We start from the raw sequence: 26,953 nt of genomic DNA on the forward strand, positions 1-26,953 counted from the left end.
AATTTTTAGAAAATATAATGAAAATTTTCTATTCTAACTTCTTGTCACGGGAAAAAGTCGTAAGGCTATGCTAAAATAATCAAGTAAGTTGTTTTTCATTATTAATTATCATTGAGGTGCGGGAGAATGAGTTTACGCAAAGGCACAATTAAAGAGTACATGTTTAAAAGCGAAGCTTTAGCAGAAGAATTGGAACTACTTGTTTACTTGCCTGCTAATTTTTCGCCATTGTATAAATATTCGCTTGTGATTGCTCAGGATGGCCGTGATTATTTTCAAATGGGCCGAATTGGTCGCGTAGCCGATGAACTGTTAGGGAACGATGAGATCGAGAATATCATCATTGTCGGCATTCCCTATAAAGACCGTTTTGACCGCAGGCGCAAATATCATCCGGACGGGGAACAGCACATTGCATACATACGTTTTCTTGCCCATGAACTTGTCCCGTTTTTAGATGATGAATTTCCAACCTATCAAATGGGACATGGTCGAACTTTGATCGGTGACTCTCTTGGTGGTACAGTTTCTTTATTGGCCGCCCTGCAATACCCCCATACATTCGGGAAATGCATCATGCAGTCGCCACTTGCCAATGAAGCCGTAATGGATGCTGTACGTAATTTTGAGGATCCGCATCTCCTCGAACTTTACCATGTGATCGGGACTGGGGAAACGGATGTTCCGACCACGGATGGCAACAAGGCAAACTTCATAGAACCCAACAGGGAATTACATAAGTTACTAAACCAAAAAGGATTTCCATGCTTCTATGAAGAATTTGAAGGTAATCATACCTGGAAATATTGGCAGGCAGATTTAAAGAGAGCACTATTGGAAATGTTCTAACTACTCGAAATCGTCCCTTTAAGATGGTTTCAAGAAAAACACGTCCAACTATAATACAAAAATCAAAAAATATCAGGAGGTTTTATTTATGAAATATGGTGTTGCAATTTTCCCTTCAAAAAAACTTCAAGATTTAGCTAACTCCTATCGAAAACGGTATGATACGAAATATGCTTTCATTCCACCGCATCTAACGCTTAAACCAACGTTCGAAGCGACGGATATGGAAATTTCGACGATCGCTGAACAATTAAAAGACATTGCTAAAAAGTGCAGGCCTTTTAAAATGAACGTAACTAAAGCGAAGTCTTTCCAACCCGTAAGCAATACTATTTATTTCAAAGTTGAATTATCCGAAGGGCTTCAAGACCTGCATAATGCACTTAACAATGAGGAATTTATGAAAAGTGAAAATGAACATGCATTTGTCCCGCATATTACCATCGCTCAAGATTTATCCGATAATGAGCATTCTGATGTTTTAGGCCAATTGAGCATGCTTGACGTTAGCCATGAAGAAGAGGTGAAACGCGTTCACTTGCTATATCAGCTTGAAGATGGGGCATGGACCGTTTATGAAACATTTAGATTAGGAGCTGAATGATTTCGTGTTTGTAAAAATTGCAGAGAACAGCCAAGAGCTTGAAAATGCTTATTTGATTAGAAAAAAAGTATTCGTCCAAGAGCAAAATGTCCCTCTTGAAGAAGAGATCGATAAATATGAAGAAGAGTCTACACATTTCGTTTTATATGATGAACAGGAACAGCCAATCGGTGCCGGCCGCTTCAGGGTCATCGACAACATTGGTAAAGTCCAGCGCATTTGTGTACTGTCATCGGGCCGAAAGAATGGTGCCGGTGCCATGATCATGAACGCTATCGAAGAATACGCAATCCAGCAGGAAGTCCCTCAATTGAAGCTTGATGCCCAGGTACATGCGATTCCTTTTTATTCGAAATTAGGATATGAGATCGTTTCCGACGAATTTCTGGATGCTGGCATTCCACATAAAACGATGATGAAAACCATTACATGAAATAAAAACGCTGTCCTTTCAGTCTTCTGATTGGACAGCGTTTTTTTGTTCGTTCATGATTTTAAATTATCGTTTTAAAAAAAACCATATCCGTTCAATGGCAATCTCCGCAAAAATACATAGTCTATATATAGAAAGCAAGAAGGAGGGAAAATTTTATGGGTAACAATGAATTTAACCTGGAGGAGTCTCAAAAAAGACTAATGGAATTGCTGGTTTCAAGGACTATGAGAAAACATGGTTTCAAAAAGGGGAATATCGATCTAACTGAAAAAGAGAAAAACAACTTAAAAGAAACCATTCGCTATTTACAAGAGCAATCACAGAAAATCATAAACCAAGAAAAGAACATCACGGAAAATGATGTTAATCCAGTTACAAATACCATTCACAACAAATTCACGGATTCCAAAGATAAATGACTCACCATATCACCTAATCAAACCTTACTTGCTGGCGAGAAATAAATAAACCAAGACATAGCAGCACTTACATTTAATTCCTAAAGTTCCAGCTTCTTTATTTTTCAACCCCCGCAAACTAATACTTTCCCTATGTATTAAAAAATAGACGAATTAACTGGTTTATTCGTCCAACCCGATTATCCATCAAAGCATATTTTAATAGGGAATAAAACCTAAGGAGGAAAAAACAACATGAACCAAAATGTATATCGTAGCAACTGTAACACACATGAAGACTCTGAAAGATCATGGTCGGCTCTAGATTCCGCTTCCAGACATCCCCTGTCAGGATTCTGTAACGACGATGACACACGGATTGACCAAGATGCAAGACAGGATAATAATCAAGTTCAGCTTTCTGAAGAACTTATTTACATTAAAGATTCTTGTAATGTAAATATCACTTCAACGGATGTTAAAGCGGCTCTTTCTCTACAAGCAGCCCTACAAGCAGCAATTGCAGTCATCGTAAGCATTTCCATTGCAGATGCTGATAATGCTGATAAGATCACTCAACAATTAATCCAATCTTCTAATATTAAACAAATCACGCGCCAAAAAACAATTGTTGAAAACAGCCGTGATATCGACATTACAACAACTGATGCACAAATCGCTCTTAACATCCAACTATTACTGCAACTATTGTTAGCTCTAATCGTGGAAATTGACATTCTCTAAGAAATCATCACAAAAAGGACACTTCGTGTGTCCTCTTTTGTTTTCATTACAGAATTAGACAATTTCGTTAAAATACCCACCTTTTCCTGTTATTTCAGCCGTTAATTCTTCACTAATTCCCATTTGTTTTTTATACGTGCCTGCTCCATATGTCCTTTCCCGAATATGATTTTTAACTTGATCGAATCCTTCAAAGCTTCCCCTCTCCTCTCCCAACCTGATCAAAACGGATAGGTTGAATGGGTGTCGTTCCTTCAACAATTCTTAGTTTCTCTGCAGCTTCGAGCTTCCGGTTGGCATATTGAATGTAATCAAATTGTGTGACAGGTGCTATGTATCCCATAGTAATCCCTCCGTTATTTAAAACGTTAAATTGTCATTTCAATACCCGTCCGGGACGATATTTAAACACAATTTCCGCATTCTTTTTTCCTAATCTTCTGGTATGATGAGTATTGCCGATATTTTTATAGATTAGAGGTATCCATTTATATGAATCAAGCAAAATCTGGCAATGAAATTGTACATTTACATACCGTTTCAGCTGGTGAGCTGCAGACACTCTTTGAAAAAGGAAAACGTGATCAGCTTTCTTGTATCATTTGTCATAAACCAGTGAAATTGTTTATTGGAATTCATGAGACACCCTATTTTTATCATAGTGACCCATCGCAGGCACCCTGTGAAATGCCAAATGAACCAATGAATGAGGACAAGCCATTAGAATATATGGAACAGAATGGATTTAGGATTCCAACATCACGAACCATTACGGAAACAAAAACCATTACGGAACCTCTCCTTAAAAGCCGGCCCATAGCTGGCAATCCGAAATATTCAGCTAAGCCTTCTGCACTGGCACAATCAGAGGAACCATACTTTCAGGAATTATCCTCATCCGGGGTTGTTCTCGATGCAGAGCAACTCAAAGCGGTAATGACGATCGATGGACCAATTCTGGTCCTATCAGGAGCCGGCAGTGGGAAAACCCGAGTATTAACGGTACGTACTGCCTATATGCTCACAGTGAAAAAGATTGATCCAAAAAGTATCATGCTTGTGACCTTTACGGCGAAGTCTGCAAAGGAAATGCAGCAGCGTCTGCTAGGCTATCCCTATATGACTCCTTCCCTTGTTTCGCAAATAGTTAGCGGGACCTTTCATAGCATCTTTTATAAAATCCTGATTTTTCACGAACCATCCAAATGGCAGCGCGATTTCCTTTTGAAGTGGGAATGGGAAAAAGAAAAGATATTGAAACAGGCTGGCAGGGAAATGGAACTTGATGATAAGGAATTTGCATATGATCAAGCCCTTCAACAAATTGGGCTTTGGAAAAACTCATTGGCCTTTCCAGAAGATATTCAGCCGAAGGACGAGTGGGAGAAATCCTGTTTATTTTTATATAAAAGATATGAAGAATATAAACAGCAAACAGGGAAGTATGATTTTGATGATATGCTTGTGGGCTGTTATGTATTTTTAAAAAATCACCCGGATTCTTTAAAGAAATATCAGCAAAGGTTTAACTATTTTTTGGTTGATGAGTTTCAGGATATCAATAAAGTTCAATATGAATTGATAAAACTACTCTCTGCTGAATCAAAAAATGTATGTGCGGTTGGAGATGATGATCAATCCATTTATTCATTCCGGGGAAGCGATCCGAAGTATATTCTGAATTTCAATCATGATTTCCCTCGATCCCAGGTTATAAAGCTGACTGAGAATTACCGCTCTTCCCATGAAATTGTCGCTACAGCGAACCGCTTGATCAAGCGTAACCAGAACCGGATGGAAAAAAAGATGCGGGCACAGCATGATTCTGGAAATCCCCCTGTATTATTTTATCCTTATGATGAGGAATTGGAAGCAACGATGATCGTATCCGATATCCAAGAAAAAATATCCAAGGGAGCAAACCCTGGGGAATTTGCAGTTTTGTACAGGACACACACGATGTCCAGGGCCATTTTTGAACGGCTCGCAGCTTCCAACCTGCCATTTGTCATTGAAAAAGATGCGGATTCGTTTTATCAGCGCAGGGTCATTCGCGGCATGCTTGCCTTTATGCGCTTGAGTTTGTTTCCCCATGATAGCAAGGCAGCATCGGATGTCCTTTCCTCCTTATTCTTGAAACAAAGTATATTACAGGAGTTAAAAGCACAGACAATACTGCAGGATTGTGATTTTATCGATGCATTTGCTTTTGTTAAGACAGGACATGCTTTTCAAGAACGAAAATTAAAAACGATACCAGGGCAGATCCGCTCTTTAAAAAATATGTCACCACTCGTCGCTTTAGAAATTATCGAGAAAGATTTAGGATATCAGGAATATGTAAAAAAACGCGGAAATGATGCGAACCTGGAAAAGGGTTCCGATGACATCCGCGACCTAAAGGTGGCAGCAAATCGTTTTCCTACCGTCGCCGCTTTCCTTGATCATGTCGATCATATGACTGCGATGGTCCAAGAGATAAAACAGCTATCGAAACATTTTAAGGATGCGATTCAACTTACCACCATACACCGTTCAAAAGGGCTTGAATATCAAACCGTTTATGTTCTTGCTGCAGTCGATGGCAGCATTCCTCATGATTTCGCACTTGAATCATACCGAAAAGGGGAACTGGCTCCTCTTGAAGAGGAAAGGCGCTTGCTCTATGTAGCGGCAACCAGGGCTAAAAAGGACCTTTACCTTTCCATCCTGCAAACTAGACGCGGACGGACCGCCCATCCATCACGTTTCTTGAAGCTTTGACCAAGAGTTAATCTCTCCTTGGAAAGGATGAATAAACTATAAAAGGCCTGCACGATAGCAGGCCTTTTTGTCACTTTTTATTTATCATATTGGAAATGGTTCCGAAATCCAGTTTATTCCCTTCAGCTACGATGGAATGTACGATTTTATCTTCCGTTTCTTTATTGACCGGTTTATTCGCTATTTTTGAAACGCGCTTAATGACGTTTCTAACAGTTTTTTCATCTTTAAAATTGGCTCCTTGTAGAGAGTTTGCCAATTCTAATACATCTTTCATATTTACGCCCGTTTTACCTTCTATGTTTTTAAAAAAGTTATTATCCATACCTAAGCCCCTCCCTTTTCTGTACCTATCTTATGGCAATATCAGAAAATTGGTGCTAGGCCCATGCAAATAAAAATAAAAGGAATAGGCTTCTTCTGCCTATTCCTTTTACCTTAGCAGAAAGAAGCCCCTACAATGATTAATAGGATAAACAATACAACGATTATCGCGAAAGTGGAACCGACTCCGCCATAACCGCCTCCGTATCCATAACCGCTGCCGTCACAACAACCGTAGCCACCGTAGCCACCATAACCAAACATACTAAATCACCTCGCTCTCGCTAAAGCTTACTGATAACATATGTAGGTCTGGACAAATATGTATAGGCCATGTCCTAGTCCAGGCAGCCTATTTCCGCTTATTTTATCCTTTTGGTCTGAATACTAAAGCTCCGATAAATCCAAAAATGATCGCTGAAGAGATACCGGAACTCGTAATTTCAAACATTCCTGTCAGTACGCCAACGAGACCATGTTTTTCCGATTCCATCATTGCCCCGTTCACTAGCGAGTTACCAAAGGAAACGATTGGTATGGTTGCTCCTGCACCAGCAAAGTCAACTAGTGGTTCATATAAATCAAACCCACCAAGAACAGCTCCTATTACAACGAACAAACTTAACGTATGTGCTGGTGTCAGCTTAGCAACATCGAAAAGAAGCTGGCCGACTACACAGATCAAGCCACCGATGACAAAGGCCCAAAAAAACATTGGTAACATCCAAATCTCTCCTTTTTCATGAATTCATCCCATACTCAATGGCTACCGCATGGGCAATGCACGGAATCGAATCTTTTTGCTGGACGGATAGTGGTGACAATAATGCTCCTGTTGCAACAAGCAGGATTTTTTTATATTTACCCTGAATCATTTCATTTAGTATATGGCCATATAAAACCACTGCTGAACATCCCGCACCACTCCCACCAGCCAAAACAGGCTGGTCCTTTTTAAAAATCATCAAACCGCAATCCTTAAATTTTTCCTGATTGATATTGCAGCCCTTTTGCTTTAATAAGTCCATGGCTGTCTCCCTGCCTATTTGTCCTAAATCACCAGTAATGATGAAATCGTAATCGTCCGGGCTCAAACCAGTATCTTTGAAATGGGCAAGAATCGTATCGACGGCGGCCGGGGCCATCGCTCCCCCCATATTGAAAGGATCTTTCAAACCCATGTCAATGACCTTTCCGATAGTGGCCGAAACTATATGGGGAAATTCCCCTTGCTTACTTCCATTAGGAGCAACCAGCGCCACCCCTGCTCCTGTTATCGTCCATTGAGCTGTAGGTGGTTTTTGCCCTCCATATTCAGTTGGATAGCGAAATTGCTTTTCAACAGCTGCATTATGGCTCGAGGCGCCTGTCAACACATAGTTAGCCCCGCCATAATTGGTGATGAAGGCAGCTAAAGCTAGCCCTTCCATTGACGTGGAACAGGCTCCAAACAAGCCGAAGTATGGAATGCCATTGGTTCTGGCTGCAAAACTTGTCGGTGTCACCTGATTGATTAAATCACCCGCCAAGAAAAATTGCACCTGCCCCTTGTCGATCTTACCTTTCTCCAATGCAAGCTCCACCGCTTTCTCCATCAAATGGCGATGAGCCTTCTCATATGAATCCTGCTCCATCCACAAATCGTCATATAGAATATCGAAATCTCCCGCAATTTCTCCATTTGCCTCAAACGGCCCGCCTGTTACCCCTGTTTCCAAAATGACCGGTTTATTGGCGAACATCCATGTTTGTTTTCCTTTTAACACCGCTTAGCCCCCAAACATTTGATAAATCGTTTTTATCAACGCCACGACAAAGGCTGAAAATACTCCAAATAAAATGACCGAACCGGCCAATTTAAACATATTGGCTCCAACACCAAGTACAAAACCTTCTGTCCGATGTTCGATAGCAGCCGAAATGACTGCGTTACCGAATCCCGTAACAGGGACTGCACTCCCTGCCCCACCAAACTGGCCAATGCGGTCGTAAAACCCGAAGCCGGTCATCAAAAGGGCCAGAAACACCATGGTAGCAGTTGTCGGACCTCCGGCTGTCTGTTCTGTAAAGTTGAAAAAATAAATATAGAAATAAGAAATGGCTTGACCCACTATGCAGAAAATCCCGCCTACTAAAAAAGCTTTCAAACAATTCTTCACAATTGGTCTTTTAATTTCATGCTTCCCTTGGAGCTCCTTATATGCATCCTGCAGGGGGGTGATTTTCTCCTTGTTGCTCATAGTGCTGATCCTCTCTTTCTAAATCAATTCTTTTTGAAGTCCTTCAATTTCCTTGAACTTCTCTCTTGCCTTTTTCTCTGGAACATCTTTTTTCTTGAGTAATTCGTTCAATCTTAAAGATTCCAAAAAGATTTTATAATCACTCGATACGATAAAATCATTCTTGGGAAACTTTTCTTCCAAATTTTCAGTCACAGTCTTTTCAATCTTTTTCATATGAAAACGTTGTAAGTGCTTCACTTTATAAGCGACGATAATCTTTTTTCCGTTTTTCACGACGATCACGTCATAGATGGTGTCTTCATTAGCAACTGTTTCCTTGACCTTTGAGATCAGTCCCTTTTCATCTTTCTCATCCATTCCATTAATGATATCCATCGGTTCAGGATTCGTACGTTTAATCATTGCTAAATGCTCCGTTTTTCCATCATTCTGATTGCTGCAGGCAGTAATAACACACAAAACAACTATAAAAACCAGCCAACTGCCCTTAAAATATCTTCCTTGTCTGAACATAGAATCACATCCTAATTTATCGTTCTATTGTTATTTTCTTGTTTAACTGTATTTTTATGAATGGTAGGATTAGGAAATAAAAAACCTTTCCAAAATGGAAAGGTTTTTTTACTCAATATCCTTTATTTTTATTGTTATTGTTATTATTACAGCCACAGTCTTTCTTGATTTTGACCGGCTGATCTTTTTTCATCGGTTTGGCATAAGTCCATGGATTCGGTTTCTGATTCAATTTATGACTCCTCCTTTAAGATCTATACCATACTATATGAATGAAGAGACAAGTTGTTTCCAATCAAATGCCCATAATTTTGCTGATTATGACCTCGATGATCGCTCCTATTGCTGCTACGGCAAGGATTAATATCAGTACGTCGCCTATAAACCAATGTTGGATATAAAGAAAAACCAGAAAAAGGCTGATCCATACACCCACGCACCAAAAACAGCTTAGCAATTGACCAAGCCAGCCAACCAGGCCCTTTTCTTTCGGCAGTAAAAATATTTCCACATCCCCTTCTTCATTCTTTTCCTCTATCTCTTTAAAAAAGGGGCGGCGCAGCGGCTCCATGATTTTATCGAACACGATCAAGCGTGTCAGCCTGAAAGATGCCAAGCCTAATATTAGAAATAAGGTGAACTCATTTGGTGGGGGAAACATTCAATATGGCTCCCTTCATTTGGATTCTTCAATTATTTTAGCATCGATAATATCCGGCAGACCCACGAAACGAATATGGTTCCCTCTTTTAATCTTCACTGATTCCCCCTTCATTCCCAACACATGAAACTGAAGCGTTTCTCCGTTAATAACAGCCTCACATAATGGCTTTGGAAAACCTTGTTGATTGGAGAGTCGGGAAATGATGTCGCGAGTAGATTCTTTTTTTTCAACCTTTTTCCTTTTTCTCTTAACTGGCTTTTCGAATTCCTGTTCTGCTTGTTCAGGCTGTTCCGATTTTTCAACCGGAGTTTGCTCAGGGACATATTGTTCGGTAATTTTCCTTATACCCGTAATCTCTGTTTCAATTTCCTTCATGACATCATAAACACCAAATTCGCGTTTGACTTTTTCGATTTTCTCTTCTTTATGCTCGGCTTCCTGAAATTCCGGCTCAACGTTGTCTTGAGGTGTATCTTTTTTCGTTCGAAAATCACTTTGCATATTCCCTCGCTGATCAGATATTTTTGCCTGATCGACATATAAAAGTGGTTTGGATTCCTTATCGACATTATTCTCTGACATGAAAATCCCCCTTAATATTTCAGAATATCAACAGACTGCAGCTGTTCCATATGATATTGGACAACTTTTTTCCCGAATTTATGCCTTATGAACAAACTGGATTCTTTCTTTTGTTCCAATTTCCCGAACAGTGTACGGTCATTGATGATGAACTTACAAACAGGCTTAGGTGCAAAGGCTGGAAGTCGGGACAATAGCTCCACCAATTCCTCGGCAGTATATGAAGTGCTGATAATTTTTTCATTTAAATTAATATGTCTCTTCAGCGTTTTGTGTATCGTTTGTTTTCCAACAGCACAAGGTAGATCAACTTTCTTCATGTCCATGATGCCCCTCCTTCTTTTTCACGAATAGGGTTAAAAGCAGGTTTATGCCGATTCTCCCAAACAATGAATATCAGCTCTATGTATCATTTATATGAAATTCACCCTTCATTATGCTGGAGATGGTGCCACTCCCTAAAAAAAGGACATCAACCAATCTTGGGTATGTTGGGGATTAGTGAAGAAAACTAAAACATTTGAAGAAGAAAAAGGTGAAAAGATTTCAATTGAGGATGTAGCAATTCAAGATACCGTCAGAGTGGAAAATCAATAAAAAAGGGGACCGATATCGGCCCCCCTTCTTTTACTGTCATCCAATTATATGGTAACCAGAATCCACATGGATATTTTCCCCGGTAATTCCGCGAGACATGTCACTTAATAAAAATACTGCCGTATCCCCTACTTCTTCAGGAGTCGTTGTACGACGGAGCGGTGCTTCTTCCTCAATCTTCTTTAAAATTGTATTGAAGTCACGAACACCTTTAGCGGATAAGGTACGGATTGGTCCGGCTGAAATGGCATTCACCCGAATGTTATCTTTGCCAAGATCACTTGACAGGTAACGCACATTGGCTTCAAGTGAGGCCTTAGCCACTCCCATTACATTATAATTTGGCATGACCCGTTCACCGCCAAGATACGTCATCGTGACAATGCTTCCACCTTCCGGCATGATTTCTTTCGCCGCTTTAGCGACAGCCGTTAAAGAGAATGAACTGATATTATGGGCTAGCAAAAACCCTTCACGGCTCGTGTTGACGAACTCACCGTCCAACTCTTCCTTATTAGCAAATGCGATACTGTGTGCCACGCCATGAATGATACCTGTTTCTTCCTTGATCGCCGCAAAACATTTTTCAATGCTTTCGTCCTTCGTTACATCACATTGTAAAATCGTGGAAGGCTCCCCTTCCAATGTAGAAGATAATTCCCTAACGCTTTTTTCTGTACGGTCTTTTCCGTAAGTGAAAATCAGCTTTGCACCTGCTTTATGTAAGGAACGGGCAACTCCCCATGCAATACTTCTTTTATTCGCTACACCCATTATGACAAACGTTTTTCCCTCTAATGAAAAAGTCATCGTATGTGACCTCCTATTTTTAATACAAGTTATTAGTACCTGCTACTAATGACAGTATATCAAATTTCCTCTGATAAAAACAACGTTTTCTGAAGTCCCCTTGGAATATAGCTTCTCCAAGAAGGCCTTCTTTAGCTTATAGTAAATAACCCATGAATAATGTAGCCAATCCGAAATAAATCAAAATGCTGATAATGTCATTGATGGTTGTAATGAATGGTCCGGAAGCTACAGCTGGGTCGATTTTCATTTTATGCATGAAAAGCGGTACAAGCGATCCGGCGAGTGTGGCAACTACTAATGTTATGAAAATCGATATGCCGACCAATAAACCCAGCATTATATCGTCTTGCCAAATATAAACGATTAAAATGCTGGCTATTCCACATGTCAGGCCAGTGATGAGACCCGTCCCCGCCTCACGCATGACCAGCTTCCACTTGCTTTCCTGCTCCAATTCCCCTGTTGCAATTCCCCGTACCGCCACTGCCAATGCTTGTGTTCCTGTATTGCCAGCCATGCCGCCGATCAATGGTATGAATACAGCCAGAATCGCTTTTTGACTAAGTGTCTCCTCAAAACGACCAATCAGGCTAGCGGTCAATAATCCTAAAAACAAAAGAATGATCAACCAAGGCAACCGTTTCTTCGCAGCAGAATAGGGACTTTTATCAACATGATCAAGATCAGATATACCTGCCAATTTAGAATAATCATCGGATGCCTCTTCATCCATGACATCAATGATATCATCAACCGTAATAATCCCTAACAAATGGTTTTGGAAATCGACGACCGGCACGGCAAGGAAGTTATAGTCCCTTATTTTTCGTGCCACCTCTTCCTGGTCTTCAGATACAGGTACGGAAACTACCCTGTCATCCATTAAATCACCAATTAAAGCATCTTCATCAGCTATGATCAATGTCCTGAGCGATAAAACACCAAGCAGCTTCTTATCCTGATCGGTAACGAACACATAATATATCGTTTCCGCTTCCGGAGCTTCCCTTTTTAAGATCTGCATGGCTGATCGAGCCGTTTCGTTTGCTTCAATGGCAATGAACTCTGTCGTCATGATACTTCCTGCCGTAGATTCCTCATAGTTCAGAAGCTCCTGGATTTCACTTGCCGCTTCATCATCCATGATGGTCAAATAGCTGACGGCCTGCTCATCATTGATTTCATTCAGGACGTCTGCCGCATCATCCGCATACATATGGGAAAGCATATCGGCTGCATAAGAAGGATTCATTTCAGCCAATAGGCTTTCGTAATTCTCTTCATCTATTTCTATATTTTCAAAAAGGTCCGCCATTTCTTCCGGTGACAAATATGTGTAAACGACGGATCTGAATTCATCTGACAAGCTTGTGTAAAATTGAGCCTGATCATACGGATGCATTTCAAGGAACTCCGTACGGAACTGATCTAGATTTTCCGTTTTAAGCGCTTCAAGCAAAAGCTCGTTATTCATTTGACTACTCTCCCGCTCCTGGTCCTTCATCTCCTCCATAACCATACACCTCCTAAAATATATTTTTTCATTTCCTCGTTTATATTTTATTTTTTTAAATAATACTATACTAATACCATAAACATAGACAAAACAAACAAAGGGTGTGTCAAATGAACATCGATATCATAGGGGACATTCATGGATGTTTCGCCGAATTCAGGCAGCTGACGGAAAAAATGGGCTATACGTGGGAGACAGGGTTTCCTGTACATCCCTCTGGAAGGATTCTCGGCTTTGTAGGGGATTTAACCGATCGCGGCCCAGATTCCCTTCAAGTAATCGAGGTTGTCCATGAATTAGTCATTAACCAAAATATTGCTAGGTATGCCCCAGGTAACCACTGCAATAAATTGTATCGGTATTTTTCAGGCAATAAAGTTCAAATATCACATGGTTTAGAGACTACAGTAGCTGAATATGAGAACCTAAACAATCGGGAGCAGAAGAAAATCCGAAAAAAATTCATGGATCTGTATGAACGTTCCCCACTCTATCATCTCATAGATGATGGGCGATTGATCATTGCCCATGCAGGAATTCGCAGTGATTATATTGGTCAATATAGCAGTAAGGTAAAAACCTTTGTCCTCTACGGGGATATCAACGGCTCCAAACATCCAGATGGGTCTCCTGTCAGGAAGGACTGGGCCCAATCCTATAAAGGGGAAGCCTGGATCGTGTATGGACATACGCCAGTCCCTGAAGCTAGACGAGTCAATCATACATACAATATTGATACAGGCTGCGTCTTCGGTGGAAAACTAACGGCAGTGCGTTATCCCGAAATGGATCTTCAAGAGGTGCCTTCGACCATGCCATATATAGCGGAAAAATTCAGGACGTCCTTTGATTAACCAAAAAAACTCGCCATCTTGGTGAGTTTTTTTGGCATCTATCGATTTTTTTCATAATCCTGAATTCAGTTTAATGAGAGCCGGTTATACGTCAGGAATCCCAGCCCTTACTTCCCTCGAGCAATCGGGTCATATCTTCAGGTAACTCTTCTTGAAACAACATCATCTTCTTTGTGAAAGGATGTAAAAATTTCAATTCAAAACAATGAAGGGCTTGACGAGGGATACTGCTCCTGCTCCCTCCATATAAATCATCACCAGCCAGCGGGTGACCTATATGCGCCATATGTACCCTGATTTGATGTGTCCGTCCTGTTTGGAGTTCCAAGTTAAGGAATGTATGGGACCCAGTGTGTGCCAATACCTTAAATAGGGTACGGGCATACCGCCCATCCTCCCTGACTTCCCGTTCAATGATGCTGGTCGACTTTCGTCCGATTGGCGCCACTATCTCTCCTTCAGGTCCGTCAACGGTTCCTTCAGCTATGGCTTGGTATCTCCGTTTTACCTGACCTGATTTTTGTTGTTCACTTAAAAGATGATGGATATGCCGATGCTTGGCAATTAAAACCAGACCCGATGTGTCGCGGTCAAGCCTTGTAACAATATGGATCGTTGCCTGTATCCCCGTCTTCCGATAATAACCTGCCAAGCCATTGGCCAGACTGCCGTTAGGATGCTCCCGGGAGGGAATGGTATTCATGGAAGGAGGCTTCGCCACCACCAATACAAACTCATCTTCATACCTGACATTCAAGGGGATGGGTTCTGGCAAAAGGCCTTCACTTCCCTGCTCCGGGGGAAATATGACGGTGACGGTGTCCCCAGTTTCAATTCGTTCCCTTACGGTTACTTCTACGCCGTTCAACTGGATAAAGCCACCTTTAAACTTGATATCCGTTAATGCTCGTTTTGAAATATCGCATTTGCTGAGGAACTCTCGCAATAAAGAGCCAGAATCCTCTTCAAAAACCGACCAGGTCAAAGAAAAGTTTTGATTTGACATGAGGTGAGTATATCTCCTTAGTTAGCAATAAATGAATCATGCACTCTTTTCCAGAAAGGAAAAGGGCGGAATCTGGCAAAACGGATCTTTTCATCTGCCACTCGGCACTGTATCGACTTTACATCTTCCTGAAGCAGGGTCAAATGGTCAATCGTAATTTGAAAATTGACTGCATTGACCGGCCTGAACATGCACGTATGATGAGCCGGCAGCAGAAGAGGCGATCCGACCGTCCTAAATACCCGGTTGTTAATGGATGCCAATTCGGTAATCTGGATGGCATCGATTGATGGATGGACGATGGCACCACCAAGCGCCTTATTATAAGCCGTGCTTCCGGATGGTGTCGCAATGCATAAACCATCTCCACGGAATGTCTCGAAATGCTGTCCGCGTATTTCAACATCCATGACGAGCGTACCTTCAACACTTTTGACTGTCGATTCATTCAAAGCCAAAAATCTGGTTTCCCGTCCACCATGCTGATAACGGACGATTGTTTCGAGCAGTGGATATTCCACAATTTGAAATGGGGTTTTTGCTAACGCTATTACCAATTTTTCAATTTCATCAGGGGTCCAATCCGCATAAAAACCAAGATGTCCTGTATGTACTCCAACAAAGGCGGTTTTGTCCAATCGATTCTTATAACGGTGAAAAGCGTATAATAAGGTGCCATCACCACCGACAGAAATGACAATATCCGGCTGATCTTCGTCATATTCCAAATGAAAGTCCTGAAGATACGTTCGCATCCTTTGCATTAAAGTATTCGATTTCGCATCTCCTTTTGACGTAATCGCAAATTTCATATAATCCCACCTTACAATTTAGATTTCTTCCTGTTCACCCATTTATCAGTTTAAGAATCTTTCTTCCGGGAAAAAAGACGCTGTGCTTCCTGGATTTCCGTCCGGATTTGCGACATCTCTGCATCAAGCAGGAAGGCCGCTTCGGCTGCGCGTTTCAACCGCAGTTGAATATCTTCCGGGAAAATGCCTTTATATTTATAATTTAAAGAATGTTCAATCGTCGCCCAAAAATTCATCGCAAGTGTCCTGATTTGAATTTCGGCAAGTATATTTTTTTCGCCATGGATCGTCTGGACCGGGTAGCGGATGACAACATGATAAGAACGGTAGCCGCTTGCTTTTTTATGGGAAATATAATTCCTCTCTTCGACTATCTCGAAGTCATTGCGACCCCGTAAAAGTTCAACTACCTGTTCGATATCATCCACGAACTGGCACATCATGCGAAGTCCTGCAATATCCTGAATTTCGGTTCCCAATTTATCAATGGGAATATCCTTCTGGCTCGCTTTATCCAAAATGCTGACAATCGGCTTTACCCTGCCTGTTACAAATTCGATCGGCGAGTGAATATTCTCTCTCTCAAACTGTTTCCTTAATCCCTTAAGCTTAACCTTTAATTCTTCGACAGCCTGAGTATAAGGCGCCAAGAAATCGTCCCAACTCTCCATTGCCACACCACCTATATCTATCTAAAAAGCGTCTGTTCAACTCTGGTATGGGCAGAACGCTCTCCTATATCCAGCAGAACCATGCCTTACTGCATTTCACCGCTGGATCCTATTCAATCTTTCTCTAAAACAAAAAGTATGTATTAATTTCTCTATATACGGTAATCCATTTCTTGAGTTCACCGTTTATATTTTATCATATCCTGCAATTGATTCCTAAATATTCAAGTACAATACCAAAAAATTATTGCATTCAATTTGACAGCTAGAATTGTTCTAATATGATTAACCTAAGAATCAGCCAGGAAGGAAGGAAAACATGAACCAGCATATTGAAATAGAATTTAAGAATCTCTTAAGCGAAAAGGAATTTCGTCAACTGATCGATCATTTTCATATCGTTGCATCGAACTTTAAATCACAGAAAAATCATTACTTCGATACATTAGAATTCCATTTGAAAAATCAGGGCTCTGCACTAAGGATCCGGGAGAAAAACGGTCGATACGAGCTGACTTTAAAACAGCCTGCTACAGAAGGATTATTGGAAACGAATCAAGATATCTCTGAAGAGACCGCTTATGCATTTCTGAATCATAACACTTTCCCTGAAGGCGAGATCCAACATCTTATTCTTGAATGCGGAATTAACCCAAAAGACTTTACCTGTTTTGGGACACTAAAGACGGACCGTGTTGAATTTCCTTACAAAGATGGTTTACTTGTTTTAGATCATAGTTCGTATGTGAATCAGGAAGACTTTGAACTTGAATATGAAGTGACGGATGCAAAAGCGGGAAAAAAAAATTTCCTGACCCTCCTTGAAACCCTTCAAATTCCCGAAAGGGAAACCGAAAATAAAGTTAAGAGGTTTTATCGCGCCAAATTCCAGGAATAATCCTGTTTGAACCATAATCGGAGGTGGAGAGTTTGAAAGTCCAAGATTTCAAAACTTTTATGGAATTGCAGGCAATCCAGCAATTCACAAATGGCAACATCACAAATAATGATTCATCTCGATCCATTTTCCAGCACATGCTGTCGGAACTGGTTTCGGGTGATGCTCTTGAAGACACTTCGCAGACATTTGGTTCCTTATTAACCAATGTGGAAACGGAAACGAAGTCCTTTCTTCAATCCGGCAGCCTGAAATCGAACCCGATAGCCGCTGCATATACTAACAATGAGTCCAGCGAAACCGGCACAAACTACGATCAAATCATCAGCCAGGCGGCCAGTTTATATAATCTCCCGGAAAAACTGATAAAGTCGGTCATTAAACAAGAATCTAACTTTAACCCCGAAGCCACCAGTTATGCTGGTGCAACTGGCCTCATGCAGTTAATGCCGGCAACTGCAAGGAGCCTTGGAGTTGATGATCCCAGCGATCCGGAACAAAACATCATGGGCGGGAGTAAATATTTAAGCCAAATGATGGCCCGTTATGATGGGGACATCAAGGTTGTACTTGCTGCTTATAATGCAGGACCAGGAAACGTGGATAAATATAACGGCATTCCGCCCTTTAGAGAAACCCGGAATTATGTTCAAAAAGTGTATGGCACATTTTCAAGCTAATGAAAGCTGACCCTGATATTATTGGCGGGTCAGTTTTTTCATGTCTACATATTTCGGAAACCGCTGGACAAAATGTTAAAGCTACCTAAAAAGCGGTCTATCCCGTACATTCCCCTGTGTCATACTACAGATGTAAAATTTTCTTCAAGCTATATATTTGTTATATCAGGACGTCATTGATAAAATATGAATAAATATCAAACATCTTTCTTTAAAAGGAGTAATCAACATGATGCAAGGGAACCCTACACCATATGAATTAATTGGAGAAGGGCAATTACACAGGTTAATTGATGTGTTTTACTCCAACGTTAGTCAACACCCGGATCTGCAGCCGATTTTCCCTGACGATTTAACTGAAACGGTCCGTAAGCAAAAACAATTTATGACTCAATATTTAGGTGGTCCCTCTTTATATACGGAAGAGCATGGCCATCCTATGTTGCGGGCTCGACATATACCTTTTGAAATTACACCAGATCGTGCGAAAGCATGGCTCTCATGCATGTATCAAGCTATGGACGAAGTGGGCCTTGAGGGTGAAATTAGGGAATTTTTCTATCACCGCCTTTATTTAACGGCACAGCATATGATCAATACATCCGGAACTGACGGGAAAGGAGAAGACAGTTGAGCGCACATAAACCAGTTTTCAATATTTCCGATTGGATCAAGACACAGCATTGCTATGATATAGGAAAAAAGCCAATTGAAATTTATGTTTTTGTTGATCCGCTTTGTCCCGAATGCTGGGGCTTAGAACCGATTATTAGGAAATTACAGATAGAATATGGTCAATTATTCAGTTTACGCCATGTTTTAAGCGGTAAAATCGATTCTCTTAATATGGGGAAAAATAAAAATTATGAAAACCTTGCTCAAGTTTGGGAAAAGACAGCCAGCCGCTCGGGAATGTCCTGTGACGGAAGTCTTTGGTCTGAAAACCCGATCTCTTCTCCATATACAGCTTCCATCGCAATAAAAGCAGCGGAATTGCAGGGCCGTAAATTGGCCATTCGCTTTTTAAGGCAGCTTCAAGAATATGTATTCATAGGAAAAAGGGATATATCCAATATTGAAGTCTTGACCGAGTGTGCCAAGACGGTTGGATTGGATGTGGAGGAATTCCTTTATGACATCAATTCTTCCAGTGCAGCCAAGGGTTTTCAATGTGACATGAAAATCACCAGCGAAATGGAAGTGACTGAAATCCCTTCCCTTGTCTTTTTCAATCAAAATATTGAAGAAGAGGGAATAAAAGTTTCGGGTGTCTATTCTTACGAGGTATATGTTCAAATTTTAGAAGATATGCTGAATGGCCTTCCCGCCCCTGCCAAACCACCCTCCCTTGAAGAGTTTTTAAGCTGTTTCAAACTAGTGGCCACAAAGGAAATCGAAACGGTTTATAATATGAACAAGAATAACGTCGAGTTAGAAATGAAGAAACTTGTTTTAAAACAGTTGGCAGAGAAAATTCCGGCTAAATATGGGACGTTTTGGAGATATACAAAGAAGCAGTCATGAATTTGACTGCTTCTTTGTTGTTTAAAAAGGGAAAAACCATGCAAATCAACGATTGCATGGTTTTTTTATAAGAAATAAGGGGATGGGAGAAATTTTTTCACGATCAAACAAAGGGGTATAAGTTTGTTTGTGATTCACTTCACAATAAATAATATAACAGATTACACATTTATGTTTCAACTATATGTGCAACTTTTCACAAATTGTTCACAATATATATTTTCCAATTATGATAACCCCTTCTCGTATCTAGCAAAATAAGAGCCTCATTTTGCTTTAACGGTATAAGTGCTTTTGATATATGATATAGAAATGGTATGAATTTAATTGTGAAAAATATCACAACACTGATTATATCTTTATTTTTCATTATCTAAACTTGCTACTTTTGTTATAACCGGCATCAATTCAACCCGTTTAATTTATCAGCAAATGAAAAACCCCGGCAAATCGCTAAATTTGCTGGGGTTTTCATCTATTTATACGAAAAAGGGGATGGGAGAAATTTCACGACGAGCAAACAAAGGGGTATATGTTTGGGATGTGATAACTTCTATATCTGTACTATAGCAGATTATACACATTAATTGCAAGAACTTGTGCGCAATTTCACATTATTGTCATATTCTTAGAATACTGCTTATTTTCAAACATAAAATCTAATAAAAAAGCAGATGATCTTTTATCCTGCTGCCAGGTTGGAGGTGGCCAAATTGAAAGGCTTTATTCTACTTATACTCTTGATAGGGTCGCTATTCGTCCAGCTACTCGGTATCATGAACCTCATTCCTCTGTATTTTACCTCCCCTATTTTATTTTTTGTTTTCTTCATTATTCTTCACAGCTTAAATCAGAGAAACCGTTTTAAAGGATTATAACGGATATCCATATTAGATGAAAAGGAACCCGAAGCCATTCGGGTCCCTTTCACATCCTATTTATTCAAAAGCTCTTCCAACTCATTTAATTTTTCTTCGAATACATTCATGGCATCTTGTACAGGCTCGGCTTTTGTCATATCGACGCCAGCCTTTTTGAGTACTTCAATCGGATAATCAGAACTTCCAGATTTCAAGAACTCCAGATACCTTTTGACAGCAGGCTCTCCTTCTTCAAGGATTTGCTTGCTTAAAGCTGTTGCTGCACTGATTCCGGTCGCATATTGATAAACATAGTAATTATAATAGAAATGTGGAATACGTGCCCATTCCAAACCGATTTCTTCATCGATGCTCACATTCTCGCCAAAGTATTTCTTGTTCAGCTCATAATATTCCTTAGTGAGCATATCCGCTGTCAATGCTTCCCCATTTTGAGCTTTAAGATGAATGGTATGTTCAAACTCTGCAAACATCGTTTGGCGGAACAATGTTCCACGGAAACCTTCTAGATAGTGATTCAATAAATAAATGCGTTTCTTTTCTTCTTCGATTGTATTCAGTAAATAATCATTCAACAGGTTTTCATTACAAGTCGATGCAACTTCCGCTACAAATATCGAATAATTCCCGTATGGGTATGGCTGGTATTTACGCGTATAGTAGCTATGGACCGAATGCCCAAACTCATGAACGAGCGTGAATAGGTTATTGACGTTATTTTGCCAGTTCATTAAAATATATGGATTCGTCCCGTATGTACCAGAAGAATAGGCACCGCTTCGTTTCCCTACGTTTTCATGTACATCGACCCAACGGTTTTCAAATCCCTCTTTCAAAACATTCAAATAGTCCTCACCAAGCGGAGCAAGACCCTTTAGGACATAATCTTTGGCCTCCTCATATGTCACTTCCATCTTCACTTCTTTTACAAGAGGAGTGAATAGATCATACATATGAAGTTCATCTAATTCGAGTACTTTTTTACGTAAATCAAGATAACGGTGCAGTAAAGGCAAGTTGTCATTGACCGTTTTAACGAGATTATCATATACGGTCTCCGGAATGTTATTGCTACTTAATGCCGCTTGGCGTGCTGAATCATATTTTCGTACTGTGGCATTGAAATTATGGTTTTTCACCTCTCCTGACAGGGTTGAAGCAAACGTATTACGGAACTCACCATACTTGCTGTATACCCCTTTAAATGCCTCCTCACGTACACGTCGATCATCGCTCTCAAGAAAACGGATATACCTTCCGTGAGTTATTTCCACTTCATTTCCCTCTTCATCCTTGATGGTCGGGAATTTCAAATCAGCATTGTTAAGCATACCGAAAGTATTGCCTGATGAATCGAGTACTTCTGATGCTTGTGCCAATAATTCTTCCTGCTCGGCAGATAAGATATGGGGTCTCTGAAGATTAATTTCCTCTAAAGAATGTTTATATAATTTCAATTCTTCTTTTTCTTCCAAAAACCCTTCCACTTTGCTTTCGTCAATACTCAATAACTCAGGAACCATATATGAAAACGCAGCTGCTGCCTGGGCATATAAAGCTTTGGCCCGATCCTCCATCCCTTGGTAAAAAGGATTGGTTGTATCTTGGTCATTGCGCATATGTGAATAAGAATAAACTTTCCCTAGCTTCTCGAATACTTCATCTTGGAGTTGAAGGGCTGCAAATAATTTTTCTGCGCTTTCGCCCAACGTCCCTTTATGTGCCTCCGCTTTCTTGAGGTCTTCCTTCACTACTTTGAAGGCAGCTTCCCAATCTTCTTCGGTGGCGAAGATATCTTCCAGTCTCCAAGTATCCTCTGCAGCTATTTCACTTCTTGAGGGTAATGCATTCACTTTTGTTTCCTGTGTCATAAAAATTCCTCTCCATTCTATAGAAAACTCGCCAATCAGCTAACTCATTAAACCGGATTGAACGCTGCAATGATCCATACGGCATTCATGCTTTCTAAAAGTTTTTAAATCTCGTTCTTATTACTATTTCTCCATTAACAAAAATAATCCTGCCATTTCATCTGAATTCAAGATAAATAGGGATGTTATCCCTGATTATACTGGATATTCCCCTTTTCCATCATCAACTTATGCTTTTCATAGAAAAATTTTTCCATCATTTGAACTTGATCACTGGTGAAGGGAAGGGAAAATTCCTTCTCAACTTTAAAAACCCCCTCTTCCAACTTTGATATGTAACCCATGTGCTCCAATAACTTAATGTATTGACCTACAGGGTACTCCAAGGGTGGTTTTTCATGAAGCAATGGCAACGGCCTGAACTTTATTTCCCCTTTTTTTGAACGCTTCTTAAAAAAGTGGATAATATTCGCCATGAAAATCTTTTCCCCTATTTTTTTCTCTTGAAACACATCCATGTAAAACCATGCCTGCCATTCAATCGGGGCTGTTTCGATCAAAAGCATCCCTCTAACTGGAACACCCACTTCAATGGGAATTGTCGCAGGTGTAATATGATGTAAATACAGTTCTTCGAAAAAAGGATCGGTTCTACGTGCAGTTTTCACACGATGGAGGGACCAGTCTTTTCGTTTATATCTCCAAGCAGGCAGAAAAGGGAAACGAAAGCTGTTTTGGGGCAATGCCCGACTAGGGGGAAGGAGTGTTAAGGAAGCTGAAGTCAATTCGGCAAATACGGTTCTAGGGGTGAAAGGAGTGAGGTTCTTCAATACTGATAAATGATTAGTTTCCGGGCAATACATCCAAAGAAACGGATGGTGCCAGCTGCCGCTGACAAAGAGCCATTGGAAGCGGGATAAACTGAATTCATACATGCTTTTCCTTTTTAAGCGTTTTGCAGCGAGGATCCAGATTGGCTTGATGCCTACGCTTTGATAGGCTCTTGTCCGTTCAATGAATTCAACCTCCGGGATTACGGAGCATTGAAATTCTATTGCATAGCGATTCCCCCCTATCGTAGCTAAGATATCAGCCCTTTTCTTAATTTCGGGAAAGTAGGCTTCTAAATCCACTTGATAGCCGTGTGATAAAAACCACTGAAACAATTTTCTTTTTCCCATTAAGTGATAGGCGGATTCCGGTTCTGAAGAAGCACGGCATGAAGAATTATTTTTATGGGCGAAATGCGGGATCCTGACGTTTCCTGCTTTGATGGACATTTCCATCTTGCAGCACGGACAGTAATAATTTGCTGACTTTCTCCATTCAGCAAGCACGTTTGCCGGTATCCTTTCAGGAAGGGTCATCCAAGTCCCATCTTTCTTTATCGCAGTTAGCATACATCTCCTCCTCATCCACTACATTCGCTTGCATCGCTAAGGATCCCTTCCTTTTAATAAAAAAAATGCCAGATCGGCATAAAGGAAAGTTAATTTCTATAGAAGGGGTGAAAGCAATCGGCAAGTGGATTCCAATACTTTCAACCCGAAATTCCGTTTGGAAAATGCAACAATTTCCACCTCTTGGGATACCTTTATATCTTCCAAAAAATCATTCACAAGCTGTTGTGTACTTTCCGTCCGGTAGAGAAAGGCATTGACTTCGAAATTCAAGTGAAAGCTTCTCATATCCATATTGGTTGTCCCAATTGAAGCCAGTTGGTCATCAACGATGATGATTTTACTATGCATGAAGCCCTCATTATATTGGAATATACGAACTCCCGAAGCAAGCAATTCGGGAAAATAGGTTCTCGAAGCATGAAACACTATATGCTTATCGGGGTTCTTTGGGACCAGCAGCCTGACATCCAAACCACTTAAAGCAGCTACCTTCAATGCTTGAAAGATATCGTCGTCAGGAACGAAATAGGGTGAGGCAATCCAGACGGACTTTTCTGCAGAAGTGATCATCTTAAAAAAAATGCTCTTAATGATCGTCCACTCACTATCAGGCCCGCCGCCAATCAATTGAACTCCACCATGATCATGATGGACCGGCACGCCAGTCAAGAGATATTCATCCGTTAAAAAGCTATTATTGGTGCTATAATACCAATCCTGCAGAAATATGATCTGTAAAGTCCTGACCGCTTCCCCTTTCACGATAAGATGCGTATCACGCCAAGAACCGAATTTCGGATCATGACCCAAATATTCATCTCCAATATTGAGGCCACCGATGAAACCGACAGAGCCATCTATCACAATTATTTTACGGTGATTACGAAAGTTGAATTTATTATTTAATAAAGGGAGATGCAACGGACCAAAGGCAACCATTTCGACTCCTACATTCTTCAGTTCATCGATATAAGAGCGAGCTAACTTCCATGAACCAACCGCATCATAGAGAAAACGGACTTTTACCCCTTCTCTTACTTTTTGTATCAAGACATCCTTTAGCACACCGCCAATGCGGTCATCCCTAACAATATAATATTCTAAATGAATATGATGTCTGGCTTTTTTTAATTCTTCGATGATATTGGAAAATGTCTCCTTACCATTCCTTAAAATCCGGGTTTCGGTCGTAAATGAAATAGGGCTATTCCCTAGCCTATTTGCAAGAGTGAATAATTGCTGAGAGTTCTCGCCCATTTCCTTAATTCGATCATTATATTCCGCTTCGCCGCTTAATTTCACGAATCTTTGCTTATCCAAAAAGTACTTCTTGCGAAATATCCTTTCTTTCCGAAAATTACGGCCAAACAAAAAGTAAAATAAGAAACCGATGAATGGGAAAGCGCCAAAAATAACAAGCCATGTAATGGTCTGTATAGGATCCCGATTTTCCAGGAAAATGATAAAACCAATTATCACCAACAAAAGGGTCAATATAAGGCTAGAATAAAAAATCAGCCCGCCACTGACGTCATTTGTTAGAAAATACCAAGTTCCGACCAACAAGAGAATAAGCAGACCGATGCCAACTATATTCTTCACCTAGACTACCTCCAATTAACAAACACAGGCACATGTAAAAAACCTCCCTGCCTAAGGTAAAAAATTTATTCTAGGACGAAAAGGCCGATTTCAGTAGAAATCGGCCTCAACAGTCTATGCGAAATATTTATCGACCGTTGTGAATACATCATTTTCGATAACTATTTTCCCGTACTCTTCAAGCATGTGCACCGTTATTGGTGACTCCTGACTATATTCCAATAAAAGACTTAGTACATTATCGATTTCTTCCTCATCAATCTCCGCCTCGGAAAATTCGATATAAAGATAATATTTATTTTGATAAACATAAAGTTTTGTCGTCCAGTCATCCAATCCATGACGCTTACTTAATGAAATGACATCCTCAAAATCATCGAACGTCGTGATGAATTCAATCATACCATCTTCGAATGTCATACCGCTTTCTTCATCCTTACCATGGAAATGTTGATCAAGAAGCGTATCCATCTTATCTGATACATTAAAATCCTTTAACTTATCATCTGAAAGAGGCAGCTCGAGTTTCTGACCATCTTTGGCAAGCTGGGCTTTTGTGACCAAAACTTCCAAGCCTTTTTCAAGGGCTTGAACTTGAATCCATAAAGGGCCTTCAATCATGAATTCTTCTTCTTGATGCACTTCATCCATCATTTCCCAAAAAAGCTCCTCACTTCTCTCGCGACTGTACCAAATTTCTTCGCGATCGAAGCCTCTTTCCTCAATATCTATATAGGAAATATAAAATTTCACTGTATCATCATTAATGCGTTCGATTTCCATGATTCCCCTCTCCCTTCCTTTCTCATTTTGAAGGGATAATAACCCCCAAGCGAAAATTGCTCTTAAAAGCTCTTTACCCGTAAGTGAATACTGTAAATCATGATAGCCATTAAAACAGACTATTTTACATCATTTTATGACAAAACCTTGAAGAAGGGAAATAAAAAACATTACTTATCTAAAAAACAATTGTTTGCCTAATATTCCATTCATTCTATAAAAAAATTCATCCGCATGCAACTATCACAATGCTTTCTTCAAATTTAATCTTACTGTAGTATATGCCTTATTATTATACATGGCGTGGGGAGTAGCATTCTTATTTTATCTTTAAATGATGACCGGTCATAGGGACTTGCTGAAAATGCCAAACGTCTGTCGCCTATGGATTCGGTCATGCCCGGTTATTAAGGTGAAAAATCGGTTATGTATAAAGAAAAAGCCCTGCACAATTCCTGGCAGAGCTTGAAAGACCTTATTAGTTGACCATACGTTGTGCTTCCCGTAACTGGAAGGTACGAACTTTACGTGGTAAAAAGCGTCTTATCTCATCTTCGTTATAACCAACTTGAAGCCGTTTCTCGTCAAGGATAATTGGACGTCTCAACAGTCCTGGGTTTTCCTTGATCAATTTATATAATTCTTGAAGAGGCAGGCTCTCTAAATTCACGTTTAACTTTTGGAAAGTTTTTGACCGTGTTGAAATGATTTCATCGGTGCCATCTTCTGTCATTCGAAGAATTTCTTTTATCTCATCAATCGTCAACGGTTCTGAAAAAATGTTTCTTTCTTTATATCCAATCTCATGTTCCTCTAACCATGCTTTTGCTTTTCTGCATGAAGTACAACTAGGTGATGTATATAATGTTACCATGTTTACTCACACTCCCTAAATATAGAATCGGTGATCTATGAGGAGAAA

At 40.2% G+C, this 26,953-nt stretch carries 32 protein-coding genes; 11 read left to right on the forward strand and 21 right to left on the reverse strand.

Translation table 11 applies throughout. The features are described from left to right. Positions 1-126 precede the first annotated feature (126 nt). From QUF94_RS20390 to QUF94_RS20410, 5 genes are all read left to right on the forward strand, one after another. On the forward strand, positions 127-849 hold the full coding sequence (locus tag QUF94_RS20390; protein WP_289317432.1) for an alpha/beta hydrolase: 723 nt from the start codon (positions 127-129) through the stop codon (positions 847-849). An 88-nt stretch (positions 850-937) separates the two neighbouring features. Beyond that, the gene (locus QUF94_RS20395; RefSeq protein WP_289317433.1) at positions 938-1,453 is read left to right on the forward strand and encodes a YjcG family protein; all 516 of its coding nucleotides are present in this window, start codon (positions 938-940) and stop codon (positions 1,451-1,453) included. A 4-nt stretch (positions 1,454-1,457) separates the two neighbouring features. After that, a complete protein-coding gene (locus tag QUF94_RS20400; protein WP_289317434.1) occupies positions 1,458-1,886 on the forward strand; it encodes a GNAT family N-acetyltransferase in 429 nt (142 codons plus the stop codon). Between the two features lie 158 nt (positions 1,887-2,044). Continuing rightward, entirely contained in the window at positions 2,045-2,308 is a 264-nt protein-coding gene (locus tag QUF94_RS20405) for a hypothetical protein (RefSeq protein WP_289317435.1), read from the forward strand. Positions 2,309-2,542: 234 nt separating this feature from the next. After that, a complete protein-coding gene (locus QUF94_RS20410) occupies positions 2,543-3,031 on the forward strand; it encodes a spore coat protein (RefSeq protein WP_289317436.1) in 489 nt (162 codons plus the stop codon). 54 nt (positions 3,032-3,085) lie between these two features. Here QUF94_RS20410 and QUF94_RS20415 read toward each other — a convergent pair whose 3' ends face one another. Both QUF94_RS20415 and QUF94_RS20420 read right to left on the reverse strand, forming a co-directional pair. Further along, complete coding sequence (locus QUF94_RS20415) at positions 3,086-3,247, reverse strand: hypothetical protein (RefSeq protein WP_289317437.1); 162 nt, start codon at positions 3,245-3,247, stop codon at positions 3,086-3,088. After that, complete coding sequence (locus QUF94_RS20420; protein ID WP_289317438.1) at positions 3,222-3,374, reverse strand: hypothetical protein; 153 nt, start codon at positions 3,372-3,374, stop codon at positions 3,222-3,224. Before QUF94_RS20420 ends, QUF94_RS20415 begins: the two co-directional genes overlap by 26 nt. Positions 3,375-3,523: 149 nt before the next feature. Here QUF94_RS20420 and QUF94_RS20425 point away from each other — a divergent pair, with 149 nt between their 5' ends. Continuing rightward, positions 3,524-5,794 (forward strand): ATP-dependent helicase, encoded by a 2,271-nt coding sequence (locus QUF94_RS20425; RefSeq protein ID WP_289317439.1) that lies wholly within the window; start codon positions 3,524-3,526, stop codon positions 5,792-5,794. Between the two features lie 70 nt (positions 5,795-5,864). Here QUF94_RS20425 and spoVIF read toward each other — a convergent pair whose 3' ends face one another. From spoVIF to mgtE, 11 genes are all read right to left on the reverse strand, one after another. Then, complete coding sequence (spoVIF, locus tag QUF94_RS20430; RefSeq protein ID WP_289317440.1) at positions 5,865-6,119, reverse strand: sporulation-specific transcription regulator SpoVIF; 255 nt, start codon at positions 6,117-6,119, stop codon at positions 5,865-5,867. 113 nt (positions 6,120-6,232) lie between these two features. Beyond that, a complete protein-coding gene (locus QUF94_RS20435) occupies positions 6,233-6,382 on the reverse strand; it encodes a YjcZ family sporulation protein (protein WP_289317441.1) in 150 nt (49 codons plus the stop codon). Between the two features lie 103 nt (positions 6,383-6,485). After that, positions 6,486-6,842, reverse strand: a complete 357-nt coding sequence (gene spoVAE, locus QUF94_RS20440; protein ID WP_289317442.1) for a stage V sporulation protein AE — start codon at positions 6,840-6,842, stop codon at positions 6,486-6,488. A gap of 16 nt (positions 6,843-6,858) precedes the next feature. Then, positions 6,859-7,884 (reverse strand): stage V sporulation protein AD, encoded by a 1,026-nt coding sequence (gene spoVAD, locus QUF94_RS20445; protein ID WP_289317443.1) that lies wholly within the window; start codon positions 7,882-7,884, stop codon positions 6,859-6,861. 3 nt (positions 7,885-7,887) lie between these two features. Then, on the reverse strand, positions 7,888-8,358 hold the full coding sequence (gene spoVAC, locus QUF94_RS20450) for a stage V sporulation protein AC (protein WP_289317444.1): 471 nt from the start codon (positions 8,356-8,358) through the stop codon (positions 7,888-7,890). 18 nt (positions 8,359-8,376) lie between these two features. Further along, entirely contained in the window at positions 8,377-8,874 is a 498-nt protein-coding gene (locus QUF94_RS20455) for a YhcN/YlaJ family sporulation lipoprotein (protein ID WP_289317445.1), read from the reverse strand. A gap of 295 nt (positions 8,875-9,169) precedes the next feature. Continuing rightward, positions 9,170-9,535, reverse strand: a complete 366-nt coding sequence (locus QUF94_RS20460) for a DUF1360 domain-containing protein (protein ID WP_289317446.1) — start codon at positions 9,533-9,535, stop codon at positions 9,170-9,172. Between the two features lie 15 nt (positions 9,536-9,550). Next, positions 9,551-10,120, reverse strand: coding sequence for a hypothetical protein (locus tag QUF94_RS20465; RefSeq protein WP_289317447.1), 570 nt, complete (start codon positions 10,118-10,120; stop codon positions 9,551-9,553). An 11-nt stretch (positions 10,121-10,131) separates the two neighbouring features. After that, positions 10,132-10,446, reverse strand: coding sequence for a hypothetical protein (locus QUF94_RS20470; protein ID WP_289317448.1), 315 nt, complete (start codon positions 10,444-10,446; stop codon positions 10,132-10,134). 307 nt (positions 10,447-10,753) lie between these two features. Then, a complete protein-coding gene (fabI, locus tag QUF94_RS20475) occupies positions 10,754-11,527 on the reverse strand; it encodes an enoyl-ACP reductase FabI (protein ID WP_289317449.1) in 774 nt (257 codons plus the stop codon). Positions 11,528-11,663: 136 nt separating this feature from the next. Further along, positions 11,664-13,034 (reverse strand): magnesium transporter, encoded by a 1,371-nt coding sequence (gene mgtE, locus QUF94_RS20480; protein WP_289318455.1) that lies wholly within the window; start codon positions 13,032-13,034, stop codon positions 11,664-11,666. Between the two features lie 122 nt (positions 13,035-13,156). On the opposite strand from mgtE, the gene prpE reads away from it, so the two are divergent. Further along, entirely contained in the window at positions 13,157-13,900 is a 744-nt protein-coding gene (gene prpE, locus QUF94_RS20485) for a bis(5'-nucleosyl)-tetraphosphatase PrpE (protein WP_289317450.1), read from the forward strand. 91 nt (positions 13,901-13,991) lie between these two features. Here the strand turns inward: prpE and QUF94_RS20490 are convergent, their stop codons facing one another. The 3 genes from QUF94_RS20490 to yjbM are packed head-to-tail and all read right to left on the reverse strand — an operon-like array spanning position 13,992 to position 16,389. Further along, the gene (locus tag QUF94_RS20490) at positions 13,992-14,906 is read right to left on the reverse strand and encodes an RluA family pseudouridine synthase (RefSeq protein WP_289317451.1); all 915 of its coding nucleotides are present in this window, start codon (positions 14,904-14,906) and stop codon (positions 13,992-13,994) included. 17 nt (positions 14,907-14,923) lie between these two features. Beyond that, on the reverse strand, positions 14,924-15,718 hold the full coding sequence (locus QUF94_RS20495; protein ID WP_289317452.1) for an NAD kinase: 795 nt from the start codon (positions 15,716-15,718) through the stop codon (positions 14,924-14,926). 50 nt (positions 15,719-15,768) lie between these two features. Then, complete coding sequence (gene yjbM / locus QUF94_RS20500; protein WP_289317453.1) at positions 15,769-16,389, reverse strand: GTP diphosphokinase; 621 nt, start codon at positions 16,387-16,389, stop codon at positions 15,769-15,771. Positions 16,390-16,708: 319 nt separating this feature from the next. Between yjbM and QUF94_RS20505 the strand changes: the two genes are divergently transcribed. The 4 genes from QUF94_RS20505 (at position 16,709) to QUF94_RS20520 (ending at position 19,491) form a co-directional block, all read left to right on the forward strand. Continuing rightward, positions 16,709-17,287, forward strand: coding sequence for a CYTH domain-containing protein (locus QUF94_RS20505; RefSeq protein WP_289317454.1), 579 nt, complete (start codon positions 16,709-16,711; stop codon positions 17,285-17,287). Positions 17,288-17,310: 23 nt separating this feature from the next. Next, on the forward strand, positions 17,311-17,967 hold the full coding sequence (locus QUF94_RS20510; RefSeq protein ID WP_353957801.1) for a lytic transglycosylase domain-containing protein: 657 nt from the start codon (positions 17,311-17,313) through the stop codon (positions 17,965-17,967). A gap of 229 nt (positions 17,968-18,196) precedes the next feature. Next, complete coding sequence (locus tag QUF94_RS20515) at positions 18,197-18,601, forward strand: globin domain-containing protein (protein WP_289317456.1); 405 nt, start codon at positions 18,197-18,199, stop codon at positions 18,599-18,601. Continuing rightward, the gene (locus QUF94_RS20520; protein ID WP_370014242.1) at positions 18,598-19,491 is read left to right on the forward strand and encodes a ClpXP adapter SpxH family protein; all 894 of its coding nucleotides are present in this window, start codon (positions 18,598-18,600) and stop codon (positions 19,489-19,491) included. Before QUF94_RS20515 ends, QUF94_RS20520 begins: the two co-directional genes overlap by 4 nt. Before the next feature lie 934 nt (positions 19,492-20,425). On the opposite strand, the gene pepF is transcribed toward QUF94_RS20520, so the two are convergent. From pepF to spxA, 5 genes are all read right to left on the reverse strand, one after another. After that, a complete protein-coding gene (gene pepF / locus QUF94_RS20525) occupies positions 20,426-22,243 on the reverse strand; it encodes an oligoendopeptidase F (protein ID WP_289317457.1) in 1,818 nt (605 codons plus the stop codon). 185 nt (positions 22,244-22,428) lie between these two features. Continuing rightward, entirely contained in the window at positions 22,429-23,643 is a 1,215-nt protein-coding gene (locus QUF94_RS20530; protein ID WP_289317458.1) for a competence protein CoiA, read from the reverse strand. Positions 23,644-23,739: 96 nt separating this feature from the next. Then, positions 23,740-25,248, reverse strand: coding sequence for a cardiolipin synthase (gene cls / locus QUF94_RS20535; protein ID WP_289317459.1), 1,509 nt, complete (start codon positions 25,246-25,248; stop codon positions 23,740-23,742). Positions 25,249-25,362: 114 nt separating this feature from the next. Further along, positions 25,363-26,031: an adaptor protein MecA gene (gene mecA, locus QUF94_RS20540; RefSeq protein WP_289317460.1), complete on the reverse strand. Its 669-nt coding sequence runs from the start codon at positions 26,029-26,031 to the stop codon at positions 25,363-25,365. Positions 26,032-26,509: 478 nt separating this feature from the next. Next, complete coding sequence (gene spxA, locus QUF94_RS20545; protein ID WP_034314502.1) at positions 26,510-26,905, reverse strand: transcriptional regulator SpxA; 396 nt, start codon at positions 26,903-26,905, stop codon at positions 26,510-26,512. Between the last annotated feature and the right edge of the window lie 48 nt (positions 26,906-26,953).

Origin of the sequence: Peribacillus sp. NJ4, from assembly GCF_030348345.1 — a bacterium.
Lineage (GTDB): Bacteria > Bacillota > Bacilli > Bacillales > DSM-1321 > Peribacillus.